This window comes from Streptomyces sp., from assembly GCF_035644915.1.
Classification (GTDB): domain Bacteria; phylum Actinomycetota; class Actinomycetes; order Streptomycetales; family Streptomycetaceae; genus Streptomyces.
On sequence record NZ_DASQNP010000015.1, the window covers coordinates 1 to 19,655 of the forward strand.

The window sequence follows — 19,655 nt, forward strand, 5'->3', positions numbered from 1 at the left end:
GGCGGTGGCGGTGGGCGAGGAGCGGGAGACCGTCGAGGAGGTGGCCGAGCCGTTCCTGGTCCGCGAGGGGCTGCTGGCCCGCACCCCGCGCGGCCGGATCGCCACCCCGGCCGCCTGGCAGCACATGGGACTCACCCCGCCCCAGCAGCCCCCCGCGGGCGGACCGGGGCAACCGGGGCTCTTCGGCACGTGACGGCGCGCGAAGTCGCCCACGGCGGAACCCCGGTGCCATGCTTGACGTTGTTCCTCAGGCGCGGGCTCGCTTAGACTCCGCCGATGCCTTCCGTCCCGGACGGCATGACCACCCCCGAAGACCAGGCCGCCGCTCCGGCGGTCGTGCGAAGGAAACCTTCCGCCGTGGATATCCTCACTCTCTTTCCCTTCATCGTGCTCATCGGGGCCATGTTCCTGATGACGCGGTCTGCCAAGAAGAAGCAGCAGCAGGCCATGCAGATGCGTGACCAGATGCAGCCGGGTACCGGTGTCCGGACCATCGGCGGCATGTACGCACTGGTGAAGGAGGTCCGCTCCGACACGGTTGTCCTCGAGGTCGCGCCGGGTGTGCACGCCGTCTACGCCAAGAACGCCGTCGGTGCCGTGCTGGAGTCCGACGAGTACGACCGCATCGTCCACGGCGATCCGGAACTCGACACCGACACCCCCGCGGTCCCGGACGACGCGTCCTCGCTGACCTCCGGCGACGAGCACACCGCCGAGGACGGGGCCGAGGACAGGGCTGAGGGCAGGCTCGACCTGAACAAGACCGACGACGCCTCCGCCGGGACTTCCGCCGACGACGCGGAGCCCAAGGACGCCAAGCGGAACGGCGACGCCGACTCCAAGTAGCAGCTCCGCCGCCGGGCCCCGCCGGGCCCGGCGGCGTCGCATGTCCTCACGACGACTTCGCGCGCCGCGCGGCGACCATCGAGCGCGGGCGGTTGGACAGGGAGATACGAGAAGGTGGCAGCACCGAACAAGGGCCGCAGAGCCCCGGGCGGCCAGGGCAGGCCGGGCCGGGTCCTGGCACTGATCCTGGTGGCCATGGTGGCGCTCACCGGAGGGATGTTCTACTCCGGACACACCACGCCCCGCCTGGGCATCGACCTCGCCGGCGGCACCAGCATCACGCTCACCGCGAAGAGCGAGCCCGGCAAGGAAGACGCGATCAACGAGACCAACATGCAGACCGCCGTCTCCATCATCGAGCGGCGCGTCAACGGTCTCGGCGTCCAGGAAGCCGAGGTGCAGACCCAGGGCCGCGAGAACATCATCGTCAACATCCCGCGCGGCACCGACGAGAAGCAGGCCCGGGAGCAGGTCGGCACCACGGCCGAACTCGGCTTCCGCCCGGTGCTCACCGTCACCTCCGGCGCACCGGCGCCCGACCCCTCGGCGAGCCCGTCGGCGAGCCCGTCGGGCACCGCCAAGAAGGACGACGAGAAGGCCGCGGACGACCAGGCCGACGGCGAGGAGAAGACCGACGAGGACGACGACGGCACCCCGGCCTCCCCGTCGCCCAGCGCCTCCGCCCAGGGCCGCGCCCTCACCGACGACCTGCTCGCCGAAGGGTCCGAGTCGCCCACGCCGTCGGCCTCGGCCTCCGGCAGCGGCAAGCCGTCGGACGCCCCCGAGCCCTCGCCGTCGCAGAGCGACGCGGCGGCGCCGGACGCCGGCATCCCGGCCGACGTCCAGAAGAAGCTCGACCGGGCGGACTGCTCCTCCGCCGAGGGCCGCTCCAAGGTCAGCCAGGAGGCCGCCCGGACCGACGATTCCAAGCCCATCGTCGCCTGCGACGAGTCCGGCCAGGCCAAGTACGCGCTCGGTCCCATCGCCGTCCCCGGCACCGACGTCACGGACGCCGCGGCCGTCTTCGACGACCAGCGCGCCCAGGGCTGGATCGTCACCATGGAGTTCGACTCCGACGGCGCCGAGAAGTTCGCCGACATCACCGAGAAGCTCTCCACCCAGGTCGAGCCGCGCAACCAGTTCGCGATCGTGCTGGACGGCGAGGTCGTCTCCGCCCCCCGCGTCTCCGAGCGCCTGGGCGGCGGCAGCGCCGAGATCTCCGGCAGCTTCACCCAGCAGTCCGCCGAGGAACTGGCCAACATCCTCTCCTACGGCGCCCTGCCGCTGAGCTTCAGCGAGTCCAGCGTCACCACCGTCTCGCCCGCCCTCGGTGACGAGCAGCTCAAGGCGGGTCTGATCGCCGGCGCCATCGGCCTCGCGCTGGTCGTCTTCTACCTGGTGTTCTACTACCGGGGCCTGTCGCTGATCGCCGTCCTCAGCCTGCTGGTCTCCGCCGTCCTGACCTACACGATCATGTCGCTGCTCGGCCCGGCGATCGGCTTCGCGCTGAACCTGCCGGCCGTCTGCGGCGCCATCGTCGCGATCGGCATCACGGCCGACTCGTTCATCGTGTACTTCGAACGCATCCGGGACGAGATCCGTGAGGGCCGCACCCTGCGCCCCGCCGTCGAACGCGGCTGGCCGCGCGCCCGGCGCACCATCCTGGTCTCCGACTTCGTGTCGTTCCTGGCCGCCGCGGTGCTGTTCATCGTCTCCGTCGGCAAGGTCCAGGGCTTCGCGTTCACCCTCGGCCTGACCACCGTCCTGGACGTCGTCGTGGTCTTCTTCTTCACCAAGCCGCTGATGACCCTCCTGGCCCGCACCAGGTTCTTCTCCAACGGCCATCCCTGGTCCGGCCTCGACCCCAAGCGCCTGGGGGCCAAGCCTCCGCTGCGCCGGGGCCGCCGCCGTCCGACCGCCGTTTCCACCGACCTGAAGGAGGCGTGAGATGTCGCGACTCGGTGACTTGGGCGCCCGGCTCTACCGCGGCGAGGCCGGCTACGACTTCGTCGGCAAGCGGAAGATCTGGTACGGCGTCTCCATCCTGATCACCATCGTGGCGTTCGCCGGCCTCCTGGTGCGCGGCCTGAACATGGGCATCGAGTTCCAGGGCGGCGCCGTCTTCACCACGCCCAGGACCAGCGTCTCCGTCGAGCACGCCCGGGAGAAGGCCGAGGAGGTCTCCGGGCACGCCGCCATCGTCCAGGAGCTGGGCGACGGCGTGCTGCGCATCCAGGTCGGCGGCATGGACACCCAGCAGTCCGACCGGGTCCGCGAGGAGCTCGCCGAGGACTTCGGCATGAAGGCCTCGGAGATCAACGCCGAACTGGTGGGCCCGAGCTGGGGCTCCCAGATCGCCAACAAGGCGTGGCAGGGCCTGGGGATCTTCATGGTCCTGGTGGTGATCTACCTGGCCATCGCCTTCGAGTGGCGCATGGCCCTGGCCGCGCTGATCGCCCTCATCCACGACATCACGATCACCGTCGGCGTGTACGCGATCGTCGGTTTCGAGGTCACCCCGGGCACCGTCATCGGCCTGCTGACGATCCTCGGTTACTCGCTCTACGACACCGTGGTGGTCTTCGACGGCCTCAAGGAGACCACCAGGAACTACACCAAGCAGACCCGCCACACCTACGGCGAGCTGGCCAACCGCAGCCTCAACGGCACCCTGGTCCGCTCGATCAACACCTCGGTGGTGGCGCTGCTGCCGGTGGCCGGCCTGCTGTTCATCGGCGGTGGCGTCCTGGGCGCGGGCATGCTCAACGACATCGCGCTGTCGCTGTTCGTCGGCCTGAGCGCCGGCGCCTACTCCTCGATCGTGATCGCCACGCCGCTGGTGGCCGACCTCAAGATGCGCGAGCCGGAGATCCGGGCGCACGACAGGCGGGTGCTGGCCAAGCGCGCCAAGGACGCCGAGGACGCCGGGAACGCCGGGAGCGCGGCCGCCGGTGCCGGGGACGCCCCGGAGGGCGTCGCGGACGGTGACGGGACCGGTGAGGAGGGCGAGCCGGTGTCCGTCGGCCACGCCGCCGAGGACGACACGCCGCGGGGAGCCGCCGGCTCCCGCCCGCCGGCGCCCCGCGGCCGTGGACGCGGCCGTTCCTCCGGACGGCGGAGGTGACCCGGTGACCTCCCTCGCCCTCCACTCCGAGGAACTGCGGGACCTGCTGCTCAGCCGGATCCGCGACGTGCCCGACTACCCCAAGCCGGGCGTGCTGTTCAAGGACATCACCCCGCTGCTGGCGGACCCCGACGCCTTCACCGCGCTCACCGAGGCGCTGGCCGGCCTGTGCCGGGAGCGCGGAGCCACCAAGGTGGTGGGCCTGGAGGCGCGCGGCTTCATCCTCGCCGCCCCCGTGGCGGTGCGGGCGGGCGTCGGCTTCATCCCCGTCCGCAAGGCGGGCAAGCTGCCCGGCGCCACCCTGTCGCAGGCGTACGAGCTGGAGTACGGCAGCGCCGAGATCGAGATCCACGCCGAGGACCTCTCCTCCGAGGACCGGGTGCTGGTGATCGACGACGTGCTGGCCACCGGCGGCACCGCCGAGGCGTCGCTGCGCCTCATCCGCCGCTCCGGAGCGCAGGTCGCCGGGGTCGCCGTCCTGATGGAACTGGGCTTCCTGCCCGGCCGGACCAGGCTGGAGTCCTCCCTGGAGGGCGCCCCGCTGGACGTCCTGCTCACCGTCTGAACCACCCCGCCGCGGGGCGCCGCCACGGCCGGCGCCCCGCGGCCGGTTCCCGCCGAAGGGGGCCGTCCGGAAAGCCCTCCGGGCGGCCCCCTTTCGGCATGCCCGGCTCCGCCCGCGCGGCGCCCCGCCCGACATCCGCGGCGGACGCCCGGCCCGTTCCGGGGCCCGGCTCGATACCATGGCAGTCCGGCCACAGTTCCAGGCCGGAACCTCCCTCTTCCCCCGCCACCGGCGAGGAGGGGGCCCACCGAGGAGTTGCCCTTGCCAGACGAGGCCCAGCCGCTCACCGCAGCGCAGCACCAGGACGCCAGGCCGGCGAAGTCCTCCAAGGCGAACGGCACGGCCGCCGGACCGGGCGGCGGCGCCCCCAAGCCCCCGCCGTCCACCGCGCAGGCGGGCCGTACGGGCGCCTCCTCGCCACCGGGCGGAAAGCGCGACGACCCCGGCCCGCGGGACCGGAATCCGGCCGCGCGCGCCATCTCGGGGGTCTCCGGCCGTTCGGGTTCCTCCAACCGCGTCCGCGCCCGCCTCGCCCGGCTGGGCGTCCAGCGCTCCAACCCGTACAACCCCGTCCTGGAGCCGCTGCTGCGGATCGTGCGCAGCAACGACCCCAAGGCCGACACCGCCACCCTGCGCCGGATCGAGCGCGCCTACCAGGTCGCCGAGCGCTGGCACCGCGGACAGAAGCGCAAGAGCGGCGACCCGTACATCACCCACCCGCTGGCCGTCACCACCATCCTCGCCGAGCTGGGCATGGATCCGGCCACGCTGATGGCGGGCCTGCTGCACGACACGGTCGAGGACACCGAGTACGGCCTGGACGCCCTGCGCCGCGACTTCGGCGACCAGGTGGCCCTGCTCGTCGACGGCGTCACCAAGCTCGACAAGGTCAAGTTCGGCGAGGCCGCACAGGCCGAGACGGTCCGCAAGATGGTCGTGGCCATGGCCAAGGACCCGCGCGTGCTGGTGATCAAGCTGGCCGACCGCCTGCACAACATGCGCACCATGCGCTACCTCAAGCGGGAGAAGCAGGAGCAGAAGGCCCGCGAGACCCTGGAGATCTACGCGCCGCTCGCCCACCGCCTGGGCATGAACACCATCAAGTGGGAGCTGGAGGACCTCGCCTTCGCGATCCTCTACCCCAAGATGTACGACGAGATCGTGCGGCTGGTCGCCGAGCGCGCGCCCAAGCGGGACGAGTACCTGGCCAAGGTCATCGACGAGGTGCAGTCCGACCTGCGCGGCGCCCGCATCAAGGCGACCGTCACCGGACGCCCCAAGCACTACTACAGCGTCTACCAGAAGATGATCGTGCGGGGCCGCGACTTCGCCGAGATCTACGACCTGGTGGGCATCCGCGTCCTGGTCGACACCGTCCGCGACTGCTACGCGGCGCTGGGGACCGTCCACGCCCGGTGGAACCCGGTGCCGGGGCGGTTCAAGGACTACATCGCGATGCCCAAGTTCAACATGTACCAGTCGTTGCACACGACGGTCATCGGGCCGGGCGGCAAGCCGGTCGAGCTGCAGATCCGCACCTACGACATGCACCGCCGCGCCGAGTACGGCATCGCCGCCCACTGGAAGTACAAGCAGGACGCGGTGGCCGGCGCCTCCAAGGTCCGCACCGACGCGTCCGCCAAGAAGGGCGACGCCGTCAACGACATGGCGTGGCTGCGGCAGCTCCTGGACTGGCAGAAGGAGACCGAGGACCCGGGCGAGTTCCTGGAGTCGCTGCGCTTCGACCTCTCCCGCAACGAGGTCTTCGTCTTCACGCCCAAGGGCGACGTCATAGCGCTGCCGGCGGGCGCCACCCCCGTGGACTTCGCCTACGCGGTCCACACCGAGGTCGGCCACCGCACCATCGGCGCGCGGGTCAACGGGCGGCTCGTCCCGCTGGAGTCCACCCTCGACAACGGCGACCTGGTGGAGGTCTTCACCTCCAAGTCGCCCGGCGCCGGCCCGTCCCGCGACTGGCTGAGCTTCGTCAAGTCGCCCAGGGCCCGCAACAAGATCCGCGCCTGGTTCTCCAAGGAGCGCCGGGAAGAGGCCATCGAGCAGGGCAAGGACGCCATCGTGCGGGCCATGCGCAAGCAGAACCTGCCGATCCAGCGCATCCTCACCGGCGACTCCCTGGTCACCCTCGCGCACGAGATGCGCTACCCCGACATCTCGGCGCTCTACGCCGCGATCGGCGAGGGCCACGTCTCCGCGCAGAACGTCGTCCAGAAGCTCATCCAGGCCATCGGCGGCGAGGAGGCGGCCAGCGAGGACCTCGCCGAGTCCGCCCCGCCCCTGCGCAGCAGGCGCTCCAAGCGGCGCTCCAGCGCCGACCCGGGCGTGGTCGTCAAGGGCGTGGAGGACGTGTGGGTCAAGCTGGCCCGGTGCTGCACGCCCGTGCCCGGCGACCCGATCATCGGCTTCGTCACCCGCGGCAACGGGGTGTCCGTCCACCGCGCCGACTGCGTCAACGTCGACTCCCTCTCCCGCGAGCCGGAGCGCATCCTCGAAGTCGAGTGGGCACCCACCCAGTCCTCCGTCTTCCTGGTCGCCATCCAGGTGGAGGCGCTGGACCGCTCCCGGCTGCTGTCGGACGTCACCCGCGTGCTGTCCGACCAGCACGTCAACATCCTCTCCGCGGCCGTCCAGACCTCCCGGGACCGGGTGGCCACCTCCCGCTTCACCTTCGAGATGGGCGACCCCAAGCACCTGGGCCACGTGCTGAAGGCGGTGCGCGGGGTGGAGGGCGTCTACGACGTGTACCGCGTCACCTCGGCCCGCAGGTCCTGAGCCGGGGCCGTCCCCGCACCCCGGGACCTGCGGAAACCACCTGCCCGCACGGAACGCGGGACGGCCCCGGCGCCGCGTGCGCCGGGGCCGTCCCGTACCCGCCGGAGGAGCCGGAGGGGCTCCGCAACCCCTCAGCGGCCCCTCGGCATCAGCTCTTTCCGCCGCTGAACTCCCGCAGGCCCTTGAGGGCCTGGTCCAGCAGCGCCTGGCGGCCCTCCAGCTCCTTCTCCAGCTTCTCCACCTTGGCGGTGTTGCCCGCCGCGCGCGCCTTGTCGATCTGCGCGCGGAGCTTGTCCACCGCGTCCTGGAGCTGGCCGGTCAGCCCCTCCGCCCGCGCCCGGGCCTCGGGGTTGGTACGGCGCCACTCGGCCTCCTCGGCCTCCTGGATCGCCCGCTCCACCGCGTGCATCCGGCCCTCGATCCGCGCCCGGGCGTCCCGCGGCACGTGGCCGATGGCGTCCCAGCGCTCGTTGATGGCGCGGAAGGCCGCCCGGGCCGCCTTGAGGTCGGTGATCGGAAGCAGCTTCTCCGCCTCGGCGACCAGCTCCTCCTTGCGGGTCAGGTTCTCCCGCTGCTCGGCGTCCCGCTCGGCGAAGGCCTCGCCGCGGGCGGCGAAGAAGACGTCCTGGGCACCGCGGAAGCGCTGCCACAGCTCGTCCTCGTGCTCGCGCTGGGCCCGGCCCGCGGCCTTCCACTCCTGCATCAGCTCGCGGTACCGCGCGGCCGTCGGCCCCCAGTCCGTCGAGCCGGACAGCGCCTCCGCCTCGGCGACCAGCTTCTCCTTGCGGCGCCGCGCCTCCTCGCGCTGCGCGTCCAGCGACGCGAAGTGCGCCTTGCGCCGCTTGGAGAAGGCCGACCGGGCGTGCGAGAAGCGGTGCCACAGCTCGTCGTCGGACTTGCGGTCGAGCCGGGGCAGGCCCTTCCAGGTGTCCACCAGGGCGCGCAGCCGCTCCCCGGCCGCCCGCCACTGGTCGCTCCGGGCCAGTTCCTCGGCCTCGGCGACCAACTCCTCCTTGGCCCGGCGCGCCTCCTCGGCCTGCCGGGCCCGGGCCGCCCTGCGTTCCTCCCGGCGGGCCTCGACCAGCTCGGTGAGCTGGTCCAGCCGCCTGCTCAGCGCCTCCAGGTCGCCTACCGCGTGCGCTTCGTCGACCTGGTGACGCAGGTGCTCGACGGCCGCCATCGCGTCCTTGGCCGACAGGTCGGTGGTCCTCACCCGGCGCTCAAGGAGGTCGATCTCCACGACCAGGCCGTCGTACTTGCGCTCGAAGTAGGCGAGGGCCTCCTCGGGGGAACCCGCCTGCCACGATCCGACGACCCTCTCGCCGTCGGCGGTACGCACGTACACGGTCCCCGTCTCGTCGACGCGGCCCCACGGGTCGCTGCTCACAGCGCCTCCTCCACATGACGCCGACGGGAGCCGTGCGCTCCCGGGCGTCGTCCACAGTTGTCATCCGGCCGACAGTTGGATTTGACCGGTCGGACCAGATCCGGCTGGTCGGACCAGGGATTTTGCCGGGCCGTCGGCGCAGGCACCCTACCAACGCCCAACATAGGCGACCGGTGCCCGCGCTGTCCGCATTCCGCGCGGCCGAAATTGCGGGTCCGTGCGGCTGTCGCACCCGCCGTCCCCGCCGTCCCCGACGTCACTCCTTGCGCACGGTCGCCTTGTCGATCACGACGGTCGCGTTCGGAGCGGTGTTCCCCGTCTGCGGGTCCGGCGTCATGCCGGCGGCGGCGATCTTCTTCAGCACGTCCATGCCCCCGGTGACGGTGCCGAAGGGCGTGTAGTCCGGGGGCAGCTTGCTGTCCTTGTAGACGAGGAAGAACTGGCTCCCCCCGCTGTCCCGGCCCTCCTTGGTCTGGGCGTTGTACCGGTTGGCCATGGCGACCGTGCCCGCCGGGTAGGTGCCGCCCTTGACCCTGGGGTCGTCGAGGTTCTCGTCCGGGATGGTGTAGCCGGGGCCGCCCTGGCCGGTGCCGGTGGGGTCGCCGCACTGCAGCACGTGGATGCCCTCGGTGACCAGGCGGTGGCACTTGGTGTGGTCCAGGTAGCCCTCGCCCGCCAGGAACTCGAAGGAGTTCACGGTGTGCGGCGCCTCGGCGGCGTCCATCTCGATCTCGATGTCGCCGCAGGTCGTCTCCAGCGTCATCGTGTAGGTCGCCGAGGTGTCGATCGACATCTTCGGCTCCTTCTTCCACTGCTTGCCGCCCGGCTTGCCCTTCGCGGGCTTCGCGCAGGGGTCCGGCGCCTTGCTGCCGGCCGAGGCCGAGGGCTGTGCGGAGGCGCCGTCCGACGCCTTCTTGTCGTCCGCCTCCAGTCCGCCGGCGGCCGCGAAGAGCCCCCCGCCCCCCAGCACCAGGACCAGGCCGCCCGCGATGGCCGCGTTGCGGATCCGCGCCCTGCGCCGTGCCTCGGCCCGCCGCTGCTGCTGCCGCAGGTACTTCTCGCGTGCGAGCTGCTTGCGCCGCTGCTCACTGCTGACCACGGGTCGTCTCCTTCGCGTCCTTCGAGGCGTGCGTACGCACATGTGTGCCACAGCTTGGGCCGTACCGTATACGGGATACGGGTTCGCGGCCTCCGTCCCGTCGCCGGTAGGCTCTTGACCGCCGGTGACAGCCGGTGACGTACGGCCGCAACTTCCCTGATGGACGACTGAAGGACGATCGTGCTCATTGCCGGGTTCCCCGCCGGGGCCTGGGGGACCAACTGCTACCTGGTCGCCCCCGCCGCCGGTGAGGAGTGCGTGATCATCGACCCGGGCCACCAGGCCGCCGAGGGCGTGGAGGAGGCCATCGCCAGGCACCGGCTCAAGCCGGCCGCCGTGCTCCTCACCCACGGCCACCTCGACCACGTGGCCTCCGTGATCCCGGTGTGCGGCGCGCACGGCGTGCCCGCCTGGATCCACCCGGAGGACCGGGAGATGATGAGCGACCCCGAGAAGTGGCTCGGGCGGTCCATAGGGCAGCCGCTGATGGGCGAGATCACGGTCGGTGAGCCCGACGACGTGAAGGAGCTGGCCGACGGGAGCGTGCTGCGGATCGCGGGGCTGGAGCTGACCGTCGCGCACGCGCCGGGCCATACCAGGGGGTCGGTGACCTTCCGGCTGCCCGAGCAGGCCGACATCCCGCCGGTGCTGTTCTCGGGCGACCTGCTGTTCGCCGGCTCCATCGGACGCACCGACCTGCCCGGCGGCGACCACGCCGAGATCCTGAGGTCGCTGGCACGCGTGTGCCTGCCCCTGGACGACTCGACCGTGGTGCTGTCCGGCCACGGCCCCCAGACGACCATCGGCCGCGAGCGCGCCACCAACCCGTACCTGCGGGAGGTGGCCGCCGGCCACGGAGGCGGCCCCGCCGCCCCGCGACGAGGAATGTGACGACGTACTGACGTGAGCACCTTCTCCGCCCCCAGGGGCACCTACGACCTGCTCCCCCCGGAGTCCGCCGACTACCTGGCGGTACGGGAGGCGATCGCCGCGCCGCTGAAGCGCGCCGGCTACGGCTACATCGAGACCCCCGGTTTCGAGCACGTGGAGCTGTTCGCCCGCGGCGTGGGCGAGTCCACGGACATCGTGACCAAGGAGATGTACACCCTCACCACCAAGGGCGGCAGCACGCTGGCCCTGCGGCCCGAGGGCACCGCGCCGGTCGTCCGCGCGGTCCTGGAGCACAACCTGCACCGCGGCGCCCTACCGATCAAGGTGTGGTACTCCGGCTCGCAGTACCGCTACGAGCGCCCGCAGGCCGGGCGCTACCGGCACTTCTCGCAGGTCGGCGCCGAGGCGCTGGGCGCGGAGGACCCGGCCCTGGACGCCGAGCTGATCATCCTGGCCGTGGACGCGTACCGCTCGCTGGGCCTGCGGAACGTCCGGCTGCTGCTCAACTCCCTCGGCGACCGCGAGTGCCGTCCGGCCTACCGCGCCCGGCTCCAGGAGTTCCTGCGCGGGCTCGACCTGGACGAGGCGACCCGCGCCCGCATCGACATCAACCCGCTGCGGGTGCTGGACGACAAGCGCGAGGAGGTGCGGAAGCAGCTCACCGGCGCCCCGATGATGCGCGACCACCTGTGCGAGGCGTGCAAGGAGTACCACGAGCAGGTGCGCGAGCTGCTGACGGCGGCCGGCGTCGCCTTCGAGGACGACGAGAAGCTGGTGCGCGGGCTGGACTACTACACCCGCACCACCTTCGAGTTCGTCCACGACGGGCTGGGCGCGCAGTCCGCGGTCGGCGGCGGCGGCCGCTACGACGGCCTGTCGGAGATGCTCGGCGGACCGCCGCTGCCCTCGGTGGGCTGGGCGCTGGGCGTGGACCGCACCGTGCTGGCCCTGCGGGCCGAGGGCGTCGAGCTTCCCGCGCCCTCGCCCACCCGGGTGTTCGCCGTCCCGCTGGGCGAGCAGGCGCGGCGGACGCTGTTCGGCGTCGTCACCGAGCTGCGCCGGCAGGGGGTCGCGGCGGACTTCGCCTACGGCGGCAAGGGCCTGAAGAACGCGATGAAGTCGGCCAACCGCTCCGGGGCGGCCTACGCCGTCGTGGCCGGGGAACGCGACCTGGCCGAGGGCGTCGTCCAGGTCAAGGACCTCGACAGCGGTGAGCAGAACCCGGTGCCCCTGGACGGCGTGGTGGAGGAACTGCGACGGATGCTCGCCTGAGTCGTTGGGCGTTGTGCAGAATGAAAACCCCGCCCGAGACGACAGGATGACGCCGACATGACGACGACCACGGCACCACGAGACGACCTGGCCCGTACCGAGGAGGACGGGCCCGTCAGGAGCGGTGCCGTGGGCGCCGGCCGCGCCTACGCCCTGCTGCTGGTGATCACCGGCCTGGCCGGGGTGCTCGCGTCCTGGGTGATCACGCTGGACAAGTTCAGGCTGCTGGAGGCCAAGGTCGCCGGCGAGGTGTTCGTCCCCGCCTGCAGCCTGAACCCGGTGGTCTCCTGCGGCAGCGTGATGGAGAGCGACCAGGCCGAGGCGTTCGGCTTCCCCAACCCGATGCTCGGCATGGTCACCTACGCCATCGTCGTCTGCGTCGGCATGAGCCTGCTGGCCGGGGCGCGCTTCCCCCGCTGGTACTGGCTCACCATGAACGCCGGGATGCTCTTCGGCGTCGGCTTCTGCACCTGGCTGATGTACCAGTCGCTGTACAACATCGGCGCGCTGTGCCTGTGGTGCAACCTGGCCTGGGTCGCCACGCTGCTGATGTTCTGGTACACGACCTTCCGCAACGTCCGCAACGGCTTCCTGCCCGCCCCGGCCTGGCTCCGGGAGGGCGTGCGGGAGTTCCACTGGGTGGTTCCGGCGGTCCACGTCGGCATCATCGGCATGCTGATCCTGACCCGCTGGTGGGACTTCTGGACGAGCTGACCGGCGGGCCGTCCGACGGGCCGTTCCGCGCCGCCACGGGGCGCGGGACGGCCCGCGGCGTTGTCGGCGGGGTGGCTTAGGGTTTCGTTCCGTGGAAGACGATCTGTTCACCGCCGCGGCAGAGGAACGCCGGGAGAAGGATCCCGCCAGCATCCCGCTGGCGGTCCGGATGCGCCCGCGCACCCTGGACGAGGTCGTCGGCCAGCGGCACCTGCTGCGCCCCGGCTCCCCGCTGCGCCGTCTGGTCGGCGAGGGCGGCAGGGGTCCCGCCGGCCCGTCGTCGGTGATCCTGTGGGGGCCGCCCGGCACCGGCAAGACGACCCTGGCCTACGTCGTCAGCCGGGCCACCGACAAGCGCTTCACGGAGTTGTCGGCGATCACCGCCGGGGTGAAGGAGGTCCGGGCCGTCATCGACGGCGCCCGGCGCTCCACGGGCGCCTACGGCAAGGACACCGTGCTGTTCCTGGACGAGATCCACCGGTTCAGCAAGGCGCAGCAGGACTCGCTGCTGCCCGCCGTGGAGAACCGCTGGGTCACGCTCATCGCGGCGACGACGGAGAACCCGTACTTCTCGGTGATCTCCCCCCTGCTGTCCCGCTCGCTGCTGCTCACCCTGGAACCGCTGACGGACGACGACGTGCGCGGGCTGCTGCGCCGCGCGGTCGCCGACGAGCGCGGGCTGGGCGGCGCGGTGGCCCTGCCCGAGGACGCCGAGGCGCACCTGCTGCGGATCGCCGGCGGCGACGCGCGCCGGGCGCTCACGGCGCTGGAGGCGGGCGCGGGGGCGGCCCTGGCCAAGGGCGAGGACACGATCACCCTGGCGACGCTGGAGGAGGCGGTCGACCGGGCCGCGGTGAAGTACGACCGCGACGGCGACCAGCACTACGACGTGGCCAGCGCGCTCATCAAGTCCATCCGCGGCTCGGACGTGGACGCGGCGCTGCACTACCTGGCCCGGATGATCGAGGCGGGGGAGGACCCGAGGTTCATCGCCCGGCGGCTGATGATCTCCGCCAGCGAGGACATCGGCCTGGCCGACCCCACCGCCCTGCAGACGGCCGTGGCCGCGGCGCAGGCGGTGGCGATGATCGGCTTCCCGGAGGCGCGGATCACCCTCGCCCAGGCGACCATCGCCCTCGCCCTCGCGCCGAAGTCCAACGCCGCGTACCTGGCGATCGACGCGGCCCTGGCGGACGTGCGGGCGGGGCTGGCCGGGCCCGTGCCGCGGCACCTGCGCGACAGCCACTACAAGGGCGCCCGGGAGATGGGGCACGGCGAGGGCTACCAGTACCCGCACGACGTGCCGGGCGGCATCGCCGCGCAGCAGTACGCCCCGGACGGCGTCCACGGGAAGCGCTACTACGAGCCCACGCGGTACGGCGCGGAGGCCCGGTACGCCGAGGTGGCGGAACGGGTGCGGGCCAGGTTGCGCGGGGAGGGCCCGCCGCGGGAGGAGGAGCGCTGAGGGAAGCCGGGGCCCGGCCCCGGCCGGCGCGGCCCGTGTCCCGCCCGCCGCCGGACCGGACCCGCCCAGTGCCCGTCCGGCGCCCGCTCAGTCCGCGGCGGCCGCCTCGAACAGGGTGCGCACGGCACGGCGCAGCCCGGTGACGTCCCGCACCGGGCGGGGGAAGTCGAAGCGCGCGTCGAAGGCGCCCCCGTCCGCGCAGAACCGCACCCGCAGCCCGAAGCGGTCCAGCGCCAGCGGCACCACCCGCTCCCGGGCGCCGCAGGTCCGCGCGCGCTCGCCCAGCAGGGTGCACAGCCCGCGCACCAGGTCGCCGTGGGCGGCGGCGAGGTGCTGGAGGAGTTCGGCCTCGTGGCGGGCCAGCGGATCGGGCTCGGCGGCCGCGAAGTCGTCGGGTTCGACGAGTTCCTCGCCCCACAGGTCGTCGATCCACCCCTCGCCGACCTCCAGCCGCAGCGGCGTCCACGCGGCGCCCGGGAACGGGCCGCACGGGTGCCGCTCGGCCAGCAGCCCGGCGCAGGCGGTGCGGTCGGAGCCGGTCACGGGGGTCAGCCAGCCCGCCAGCCGGGCCCGGCCGCGGATGCGGTGGGGGACCGCGACGGGCGCCACGTCGGTGATCTCCATCACGGCGGCGAGGTCGTCACCCCGGGCGTGGACGGCGGCCCGGGCGGCCGGGGAACCGGCCGGGACCAGGAGGAACACGTCTCCCCGGGGAGTGACGGCCCGGGCCTCGACGGCGTCGAGCCCCAGGTCGTGGAGCCGTACCCCGGGAATGGCCAGGACGGCCGAGGCGTTCGACTCGGCGAGGGTACGCATCCGCTCGGCGGCGCTCGGCCGCCGGGCCTCCGACTCCGCCTCGGGACGCGGCTGACCCCTCCCCGTGCTCCTCGCACTCCCGGCGTCGTCCGTGCGGTCGGCGTCGCGCGCGGGACCGGCGCCGGACAGGGGGCTCCCAGGTCGAAACATGCGTTCTCCTCCGCTAAGGTAAGCCTCACCTAACTTACACGGAGGTCCGTTCAACGTGAACCAGTCGCGTCCCAAGGTCAAGAAGTCGCGTGCGCTCGGCATCGCGCTGACCCCGAAGGCCGTGAAGTACTTCGAGCAGCGCCCCTACCCGCCGGGGCAGCACGGCCGGGGCCGCAAGCAGAACAGCGACTACAAGGTCCGGCTGCTGGAGAAGCAGCGGCTGCGCGCCCAGTACGACATCAGCGAGCGCCAGATGGTGCGCGCCTACGAGCGCGCCCGGAAGGTGCAGGGCAAGACCGGCGAGGCCCTCATCGTCGAGCTGGAGCGCCGCCTGGACGCGCTCGTCCTGCGCTCGGGGCTCGCCCGCACCATCTACCAGGCCCGCCAGATGGTCGTGCACGGCCACATCGCGGTCAACGGCCGCAAGGTCGACAAGCCCTCCTTCCGGGTCCGCCCGGGCGACGTGGTGTCGGTCCGCGAGCGCAGCCGCGACAAGCACCCCTTCCAGGTGGCCCGCGAGGGCGGCTACGCGCCCGACGGCGAGACCCCGCGCTACCTGGAGGTCAACCTCAAGGCGCTGGCGTTCCGCCTGGACCGCGACCCGAACCGCAAGGAGATCCCGGTCGTCTGCGACGAGCAGCTCGTCGTCGAGTACTACGCCCGCTGAGCCCCCGCCGGGCCCACGGACGCGCCCGGGCCTCCCGGTTCCACGGCCCTCCCCGCCGCCTCCCGCGGCGGGGAGGGCCGTCGCGTCGGTGCCCCGGACCCGCCGCCGGAGCCGCCGCGGCACCCCCGGCACCGCGCGGAGGCGGGGAATCCGGTACGGGCCGGGGCTTCCGGCGCGATAAGGTCGGTATCCGCCGTCGCACCCGTGAGATCGGTGGGTCAGGTCCCCTCACGAGTCACAGGACGCGGCGGCCGACCCATACGACCCGAGGGAAGCGGTGCAGCGTGTCCGGTGGAGAGGTGGCCGGCCTCCTGGTGGCCGTCTTCTGGGCGATCCTGGTGTCGTTCCTCGCCGTGGTGCTGGTGAGGCTCGCGCAGACGCTCAAGGCGGCGACCAAACTGGTGACGGGTGTGACGGAGCAGGCGGTCCCCCTCCTCACCGAGGCGTCCGCGACGGTCCGCTCGGCGCAGAGCCAGCTCAGCCGGGTGGACGCCATCGCCGCCGACGTCCAGGAGGTCACCGCCAACGCCTCGGCGCTCTCCTCGACCGTCTCCACCGCCTTCGGCGGCCCGCTGGTGAAGGTCGCCGCGTTCGGCTACGGAGTGCGCCGCGCCCTCGGCCGCAGGAACAGCCCGCCGCGCCCCCGGCGCACCGTCGTCGTCGGCCGCTCCGTCCCGGCCGCGCGCCGGGCGGGCCGTACGCGCCGCGACGGAAAGGACTAGCCCGTGTTCCGCCGCGCCTTCTGGTTCAGCGCAGGCGCCGCCGCCGGCGTCTGGGCCACCACCAAGGTCAACCGCAAACTGCGCAGCCTCACCCCCGACAGCCTCGCCGCCCGCGCGGCCGACCAGGCCGTGGCGGCCGGTCACCGGCTGAGGGAGTTCGCCCTCGACGTCCGCGCCGGAATGGCGCAGCGGGAGAGCGAGTTGAACGAGGCACTGGGGTTGACGGCCCCCGTCGACCCCGCCCCCGACCGTCCCGAGCTTCCCGCGCGGGTGCCGCCCCGGACCTCCCCCGGCGGACGGCCCCGCCGCGAACTCGGCGCCACCCACCCGTACGACCGGAATGAGGACCACTGATGGAGTCGGCTGAAATCCGCCGCCGCTGGCTGCGCTTCTTCGAGGAGCGGGGGCACACCGTCGTGCCGTCGGCGTCGCTGATCGCGGACGACCCGACGCTGCTGCTGGTCAACGCGGGCATGGTGCCCTTCAAGCCGTACTTCCTGGGAGAGGCCACCCCGCCGTACAAGCGCGCCACCAGCGTGCAGAAGTGCGTGCGCACCCCCGACATCGAGGAGGTCGGCAAGACCACCCGGCACGGCACCTTCTTCCAGATGTGCGGCAACTTCTCCTTCGGTGACTACTTCAAGGAGGGTGCCGCCCAGCTCGCCTGGGAGCTGCTCACCACCCCGCAGGACAAGGGCGGCTACGGCCTGGAGCCGGAGAAGCTGTGGGTCACCGTCTACGAGGAGGACGACGAGGCCGAGCGCATCTGGCGCGAGGTCGTCGGCGTCCCCGCCGAGCGGATCCAGCGCCTGGGCAAGAAGGACAACTACTGGGACATGGGCGTGCCCGGTCCCTGCGGCCCCTGCTCGGAGATCAACTACGACCGCGGGCCGGAGTTCGGCCCCGAGGGCGGCCCGGCCGTCAACGACGAGCGCTACGTGGAGATCTGGAACCTGGTCTTCATGCAGTACGAGCGCGGGCCGGGCGAGGGCAAGGACTACCCGATCCTCGGCGAGCTGCCCAGCAAGAACATCGACACCGGCCTCGGTCTGGAGCGCCTGGCGATGATCCTGCAGGGCGTGCACAACATGTACGAGACCGACACCCTGCGCGCGGTCATCGACAAGGCCACCGAGCTGACCGGCGTGCCCTACGGCCGGGCCGAGAACAGCGACGTCTCCCTGCGCGTGGTCGCCGACCACCTGCGCACCTCCGTGATGCTCATCGGCGACGGCGTCACCCCCGGCAACGAGGGCCGCGGCTACGTGCTGCGCCGCATCATGCGCCGCGCCATCCGCAACATGCGCATCCTGGGCGCGGACAAGCCGGTCGTCGGCGAGCTGATCGACGTCGTGATCGGCATGATGGGCCAGCAGTACCCGGAGCTGATCACCGACCGGCAGCGCATCGAGACCGTCGCGCTCGCCGAGGAGGCCGCCTTCCTCAAGACCCTCAAGGCGGGCACCAACATCCTCGACGCCGCCGTCACCGAGACCAAGGCCGCCGGCGGCCGGGTGCTCCCCGGCGAGAAGGCCTTCCTGCTCCACGACACCTGGGGCTTCCCCATCGACCTCACCCTGGAGATGGCCGCCGAGCAGGGCCTGTCCGTGGACGAGGAGGGCTTCCGCCGCCTGATGAGGGAGCAGCGGGAGCGCGCCAAGGCCGACGCCAAGGCCAAGAAGACCGGCCACGCCGACCTGAGCGCCTACCGCGAGGTCGCCGACACCGCCGGAGCCACCGTCTTCACCGGTTACACCGACACCGAGGGCGAGGCCAGCGTCGTCGGCCTGCTGGTGAACGGCCTGCCGTCGCCGGCCGCCTCCGAGGGCGACGACGTCGAGGTCGTGCTCGACCGCACCCCGTTCTACGCCGAAGGCGGCGGTCAGCAGCCCGACACCGGCCGCATCCGGCTGGACAGCGGCGCCGTCATCGAGGTCCGCGACGTCCAGCAGCCGGTGCCCGGCGTCACCGTGCACAAGGGCACCGTCCAGGTCGGCGAGGTCACCGTCGGCGCCGGCGCGTACGCCGCCATCGACGTGCGCCGCCGCCGGGCCATCGCCCGCGCCCACAGCGCCACCCACCTCACCCACCAGGCGCTGCGCGACGCCCTGGGTCCGACGGCCGCCCAGGCCGGTTCGGAGAACGCCCCCGGCCGCTTCCGCTTCGACTTCGGCTCGCCGACCGCCGTGCCCGGCACGGTCCTGAACGACGTCGAGCAGAAGATCAACGAAGTTCTCGCCCGCGAACTCGACGTCACCGCCGAGGTGATGAGCATGGAGGAGGCGAAGAAGCAGGGCGCCATCGCCGAGTTCGGCGAGAAGTACGGCGACCGGGTGCGCGTGGTGACCATCGGCGACTTCTCCAAGGAACTGTGCGGCGGCACCCACGTGCACAACACCGCCCAGCTCGGCCTGGTGAAGCTGCTGGGCGAGTCCTCCATCGGCTCCGGCGTGCGCCGGGTGGAGGCCCTGGTCGGCGTGGACGCCTACCAGTTCCTCGCCCGTGAGCACACGGTGGTCTCCCAGCTCACCGACCTGCTCAAGGGCCGACCGGAGGAGCTCCCGGAGAAGATCTCCGGGATGCTCGCCAAGCTCAAGGAGGCCGAGAAGGAGATCGAGCGCTTCCGCGCCGAGAAGGTCCTCGCCGCCGCCGCCGGCCTGGCCGACTCCGCCCGGGACGTGCACGGCGTGGCCTTCGTCGGCGCCCGGGTGCCCGACGGCACCACCGCCGACGACCTGCGCAAGCTCGTCCTCGACGTCCGGGGCCGCATCCGGGGCGGGCGCCCGGCCGTGGTCGCCCTGTTCACGGTGGCGAACGGCCGTCCGCTGACCGTCATCGCCACCAACGACGCCGCCCGCGACCGCGGCCTCAAGGCGGGCGACCTGGTCCGCACCGCCGCCAGGACCCTCGGCGGCGGAGGCGGCGGCAAGCCGGACGTGGCCCAGGGCGGCGGCCAGAACCCGGCCGCGGTCGAGGACGCCATCGCCGCCGTCGAGCGCCTGGTGGCCGAGTCCCCGGCGGCCGCCTGATGCGACGCGGCAGGCGGCTCGCCGTCGACGTCGGGGAGGCCCGGATCGGGGTCGCCTCCTGCGACCCCGACGGGCTCCTGGCCACCCCCGTGGAGACCGTGCCGGGACGCGACGTCCC

Annotated in this window: 18 protein-coding genes; 15 read left to right on the forward strand and 3 right to left on the reverse strand. The window is 72.5% G+C overall.

Annotated elements, in window-relative coordinates; all coding sequences use genetic code 11:
- The 6 genes from VE546_RS02235 to VE546_RS02260 form a co-directional block, all read left to right on the forward strand.
- Positions 1–193: Holliday junction DNA helicase RuvB C-terminal domain-containing protein (locus VE546_RS02235; protein WP_324917397.1), on the forward strand; the 193-nt coding region annotated here is incomplete at its 5' end.
- Between the two features lie 164 nt (positions 194–357).
- Positions 358–846 carry a preprotein translocase subunit YajC gene (gene yajC, locus VE546_RS02240; protein ID WP_324917400.1) on the forward strand — a complete coding sequence of 163 codons (489 nt, stop codon included), beginning with the start codon at positions 358–360 and terminating at the stop codon, positions 844–846.
- Positions 847–960: 114 nt separating this feature from the next.
- Entirely contained in the window at positions 961–2,793 is a 1,833-nt protein-coding gene (secD, locus tag VE546_RS02245) for a protein translocase subunit SecD (RefSeq protein ID WP_324917403.1), read from the forward strand.
- A 1-nt stretch (position 2,794) separates the two neighbouring features.
- Complete coding sequence (secF, locus tag VE546_RS02250; protein ID WP_324917406.1) at positions 2,795–3,970, forward strand: protein translocase subunit SecF; 1,176 nt, start codon at positions 2,795–2,797, stop codon at positions 3,968–3,970.
- A 4-nt stretch (positions 3,971–3,974) separates the two neighbouring features.
- On the forward strand, positions 3,975–4,535 hold the full coding sequence (locus tag VE546_RS02255; protein ID WP_324917409.1) for an adenine phosphoribosyltransferase: 561 nt from the start codon (positions 3,975–3,977) through the stop codon (positions 4,533–4,535).
- A gap of 261 nt (positions 4,536–4,796) precedes the next feature.
- Entirely contained in the window at positions 4,797–7,325 is a 2,529-nt protein-coding gene (locus VE546_RS02260; RefSeq protein WP_324917412.1) for a bifunctional (p)ppGpp synthetase/guanosine-3',5'-bis(diphosphate) 3'-pyrophosphohydrolase, read from the forward strand.
- A 148-nt stretch (positions 7,326–7,473) separates the two neighbouring features.
- On the opposite strand, the gene VE546_RS02265 is transcribed toward VE546_RS02260, so the two are convergent.
- Together VE546_RS02265 and VE546_RS02270 are read right to left on the reverse strand one after the other, a co-directional pair.
- The gene (locus tag VE546_RS02265; protein WP_324917415.1) at positions 7,474–8,712 is read right to left on the reverse strand and encodes a DUF349 domain-containing protein; all 1,239 of its coding nucleotides are present in this window, start codon (positions 8,710–8,712) and stop codon (positions 7,474–7,476) included.
- Between the two features lie 256 nt (positions 8,713–8,968).
- Entirely contained in the window at positions 8,969–9,811 is an 843-nt protein-coding gene (locus VE546_RS02270; protein WP_324917418.1) for a peptidylprolyl isomerase, read from the reverse strand.
- A gap of 180 nt (positions 9,812–9,991) precedes the next feature.
- Here VE546_RS02270 and VE546_RS02275 point away from each other — a divergent pair, with 180 nt between their 5' ends.
- The 4 genes from VE546_RS02275 to VE546_RS02290 all read left to right on the forward strand — a co-directional run bounded on the left by VE546_RS02275 (position 9,992) and on the right by VE546_RS02290 (position 14,153).
- The gene (locus VE546_RS02275; protein WP_324917421.1) at positions 9,992–10,702 is read left to right on the forward strand and encodes an MBL fold metallo-hydrolase; all 711 of its coding nucleotides are present in this window, start codon (positions 9,992–9,994) and stop codon (positions 10,700–10,702) included.
- A gap of 12 nt (positions 10,703–10,714) precedes the next feature.
- Complete coding sequence (gene hisS / locus VE546_RS02280; RefSeq protein WP_324917424.1) at positions 10,715–11,974, forward strand: histidine--tRNA ligase; 1,260 nt, start codon at positions 10,715–10,717, stop codon at positions 11,972–11,974.
- A 57-nt stretch (positions 11,975–12,031) separates the two neighbouring features.
- Positions 12,032–12,688 carry a vitamin K epoxide reductase family protein gene (locus VE546_RS02285; RefSeq protein ID WP_324917427.1) on the forward strand — a complete coding sequence of 219 codons (657 nt, stop codon included), beginning with the start codon at positions 12,032–12,034 and terminating at the stop codon, positions 12,686–12,688.
- Between the two features lie 91 nt (positions 12,689–12,779).
- Complete coding sequence (locus tag VE546_RS02290) at positions 12,780–14,153, forward strand: replication-associated recombination protein A (protein WP_324917431.1); 1,374 nt, start codon at positions 12,780–12,782, stop codon at positions 14,151–14,153.
- An 87-nt stretch (positions 14,154–14,240) separates the two neighbouring features.
- On the opposite strand, the gene VE546_RS02295 is transcribed toward VE546_RS02290, so the two are convergent.
- Positions 14,241–15,119 (reverse strand): DUF2470 domain-containing protein, encoded by an 879-nt coding sequence (locus VE546_RS02295; RefSeq protein ID WP_324917434.1) that lies wholly within the window; start codon positions 15,117–15,119, stop codon positions 14,241–14,243.
- Positions 15,120–15,174: 55 nt separating this feature from the next.
- Here VE546_RS02295 and rpsD point away from each other — a divergent pair, with 55 nt between their 5' ends.
- The 5 genes from rpsD to ruvX form a co-directional block, all read left to right on the forward strand.
- Positions 15,175–15,786, forward strand: a complete 612-nt coding sequence (rpsD, locus tag VE546_RS02300; protein ID WP_324917437.1) for a 30S ribosomal protein S4 — start codon at positions 15,175–15,177, stop codon at positions 15,784–15,786.
- Between the two features lie 284 nt (positions 15,787–16,070).
- The gene (locus VE546_RS02305) at positions 16,071–16,508 is read left to right on the forward strand and encodes a DUF948 domain-containing protein (RefSeq protein WP_324917439.1); all 438 of its coding nucleotides are present in this window, start codon (positions 16,071–16,073) and stop codon (positions 16,506–16,508) included.
- 3 nt (positions 16,509–16,511) lie between these two features.
- Positions 16,512–16,862 carry a DUF6167 family protein gene (locus VE546_RS02310; RefSeq protein WP_324917442.1) on the forward strand — a complete coding sequence of 117 codons (351 nt, stop codon included), beginning with the start codon at positions 16,512–16,514 and terminating at the stop codon, positions 16,860–16,862.
- A complete protein-coding gene (gene alaS, locus VE546_RS02315) occupies positions 16,862–19,537 on the forward strand; it encodes an alanine--tRNA ligase (protein WP_324917445.1) in 2,676 nt (891 codons plus the stop codon). Before VE546_RS02310 ends, alaS begins: the two co-directional genes overlap by 1 nt.
- Positions 19,537–19,655: Holliday junction resolvase RuvX (gene ruvX / locus VE546_RS02320; protein ID WP_324917448.1), on the forward strand; the 119-nt coding region annotated here is incomplete at its 3' end. The genes alaS and ruvX, both read left to right, overlap by 1 nt.

Excerpts from the sequence above, each read along its gene's own strand:
- secF (WP_324917406.1), top strand. The coding sequence starts at position 2,795 with ATGTCGCGACTCGGTGACTTGGGCGCCCGGCTCTACCGCGGCGAGGCC.
- VE546_RS02295 (WP_324917434.1), bottom strand. The coding sequence starts at position 15,119 with ATGTTTCGACCTGGGAGCCCCCTGTCCGGCGCCGGTCCCGCGCGCGAC.
- alaS (WP_324917445.1), top strand. The coding sequence starts at position 16,862 with ATGGAGTCGGCTGAAATCCGCCGCCGCTGGCTGCGCTTCTTCGAGGAG.
- VE546_RS02285 (WP_324917427.1), top strand. The coding sequence starts at position 12,032 with ATGACGACGACCACGGCACCACGAGACGACCTGGCCCGTACCGAGGAG.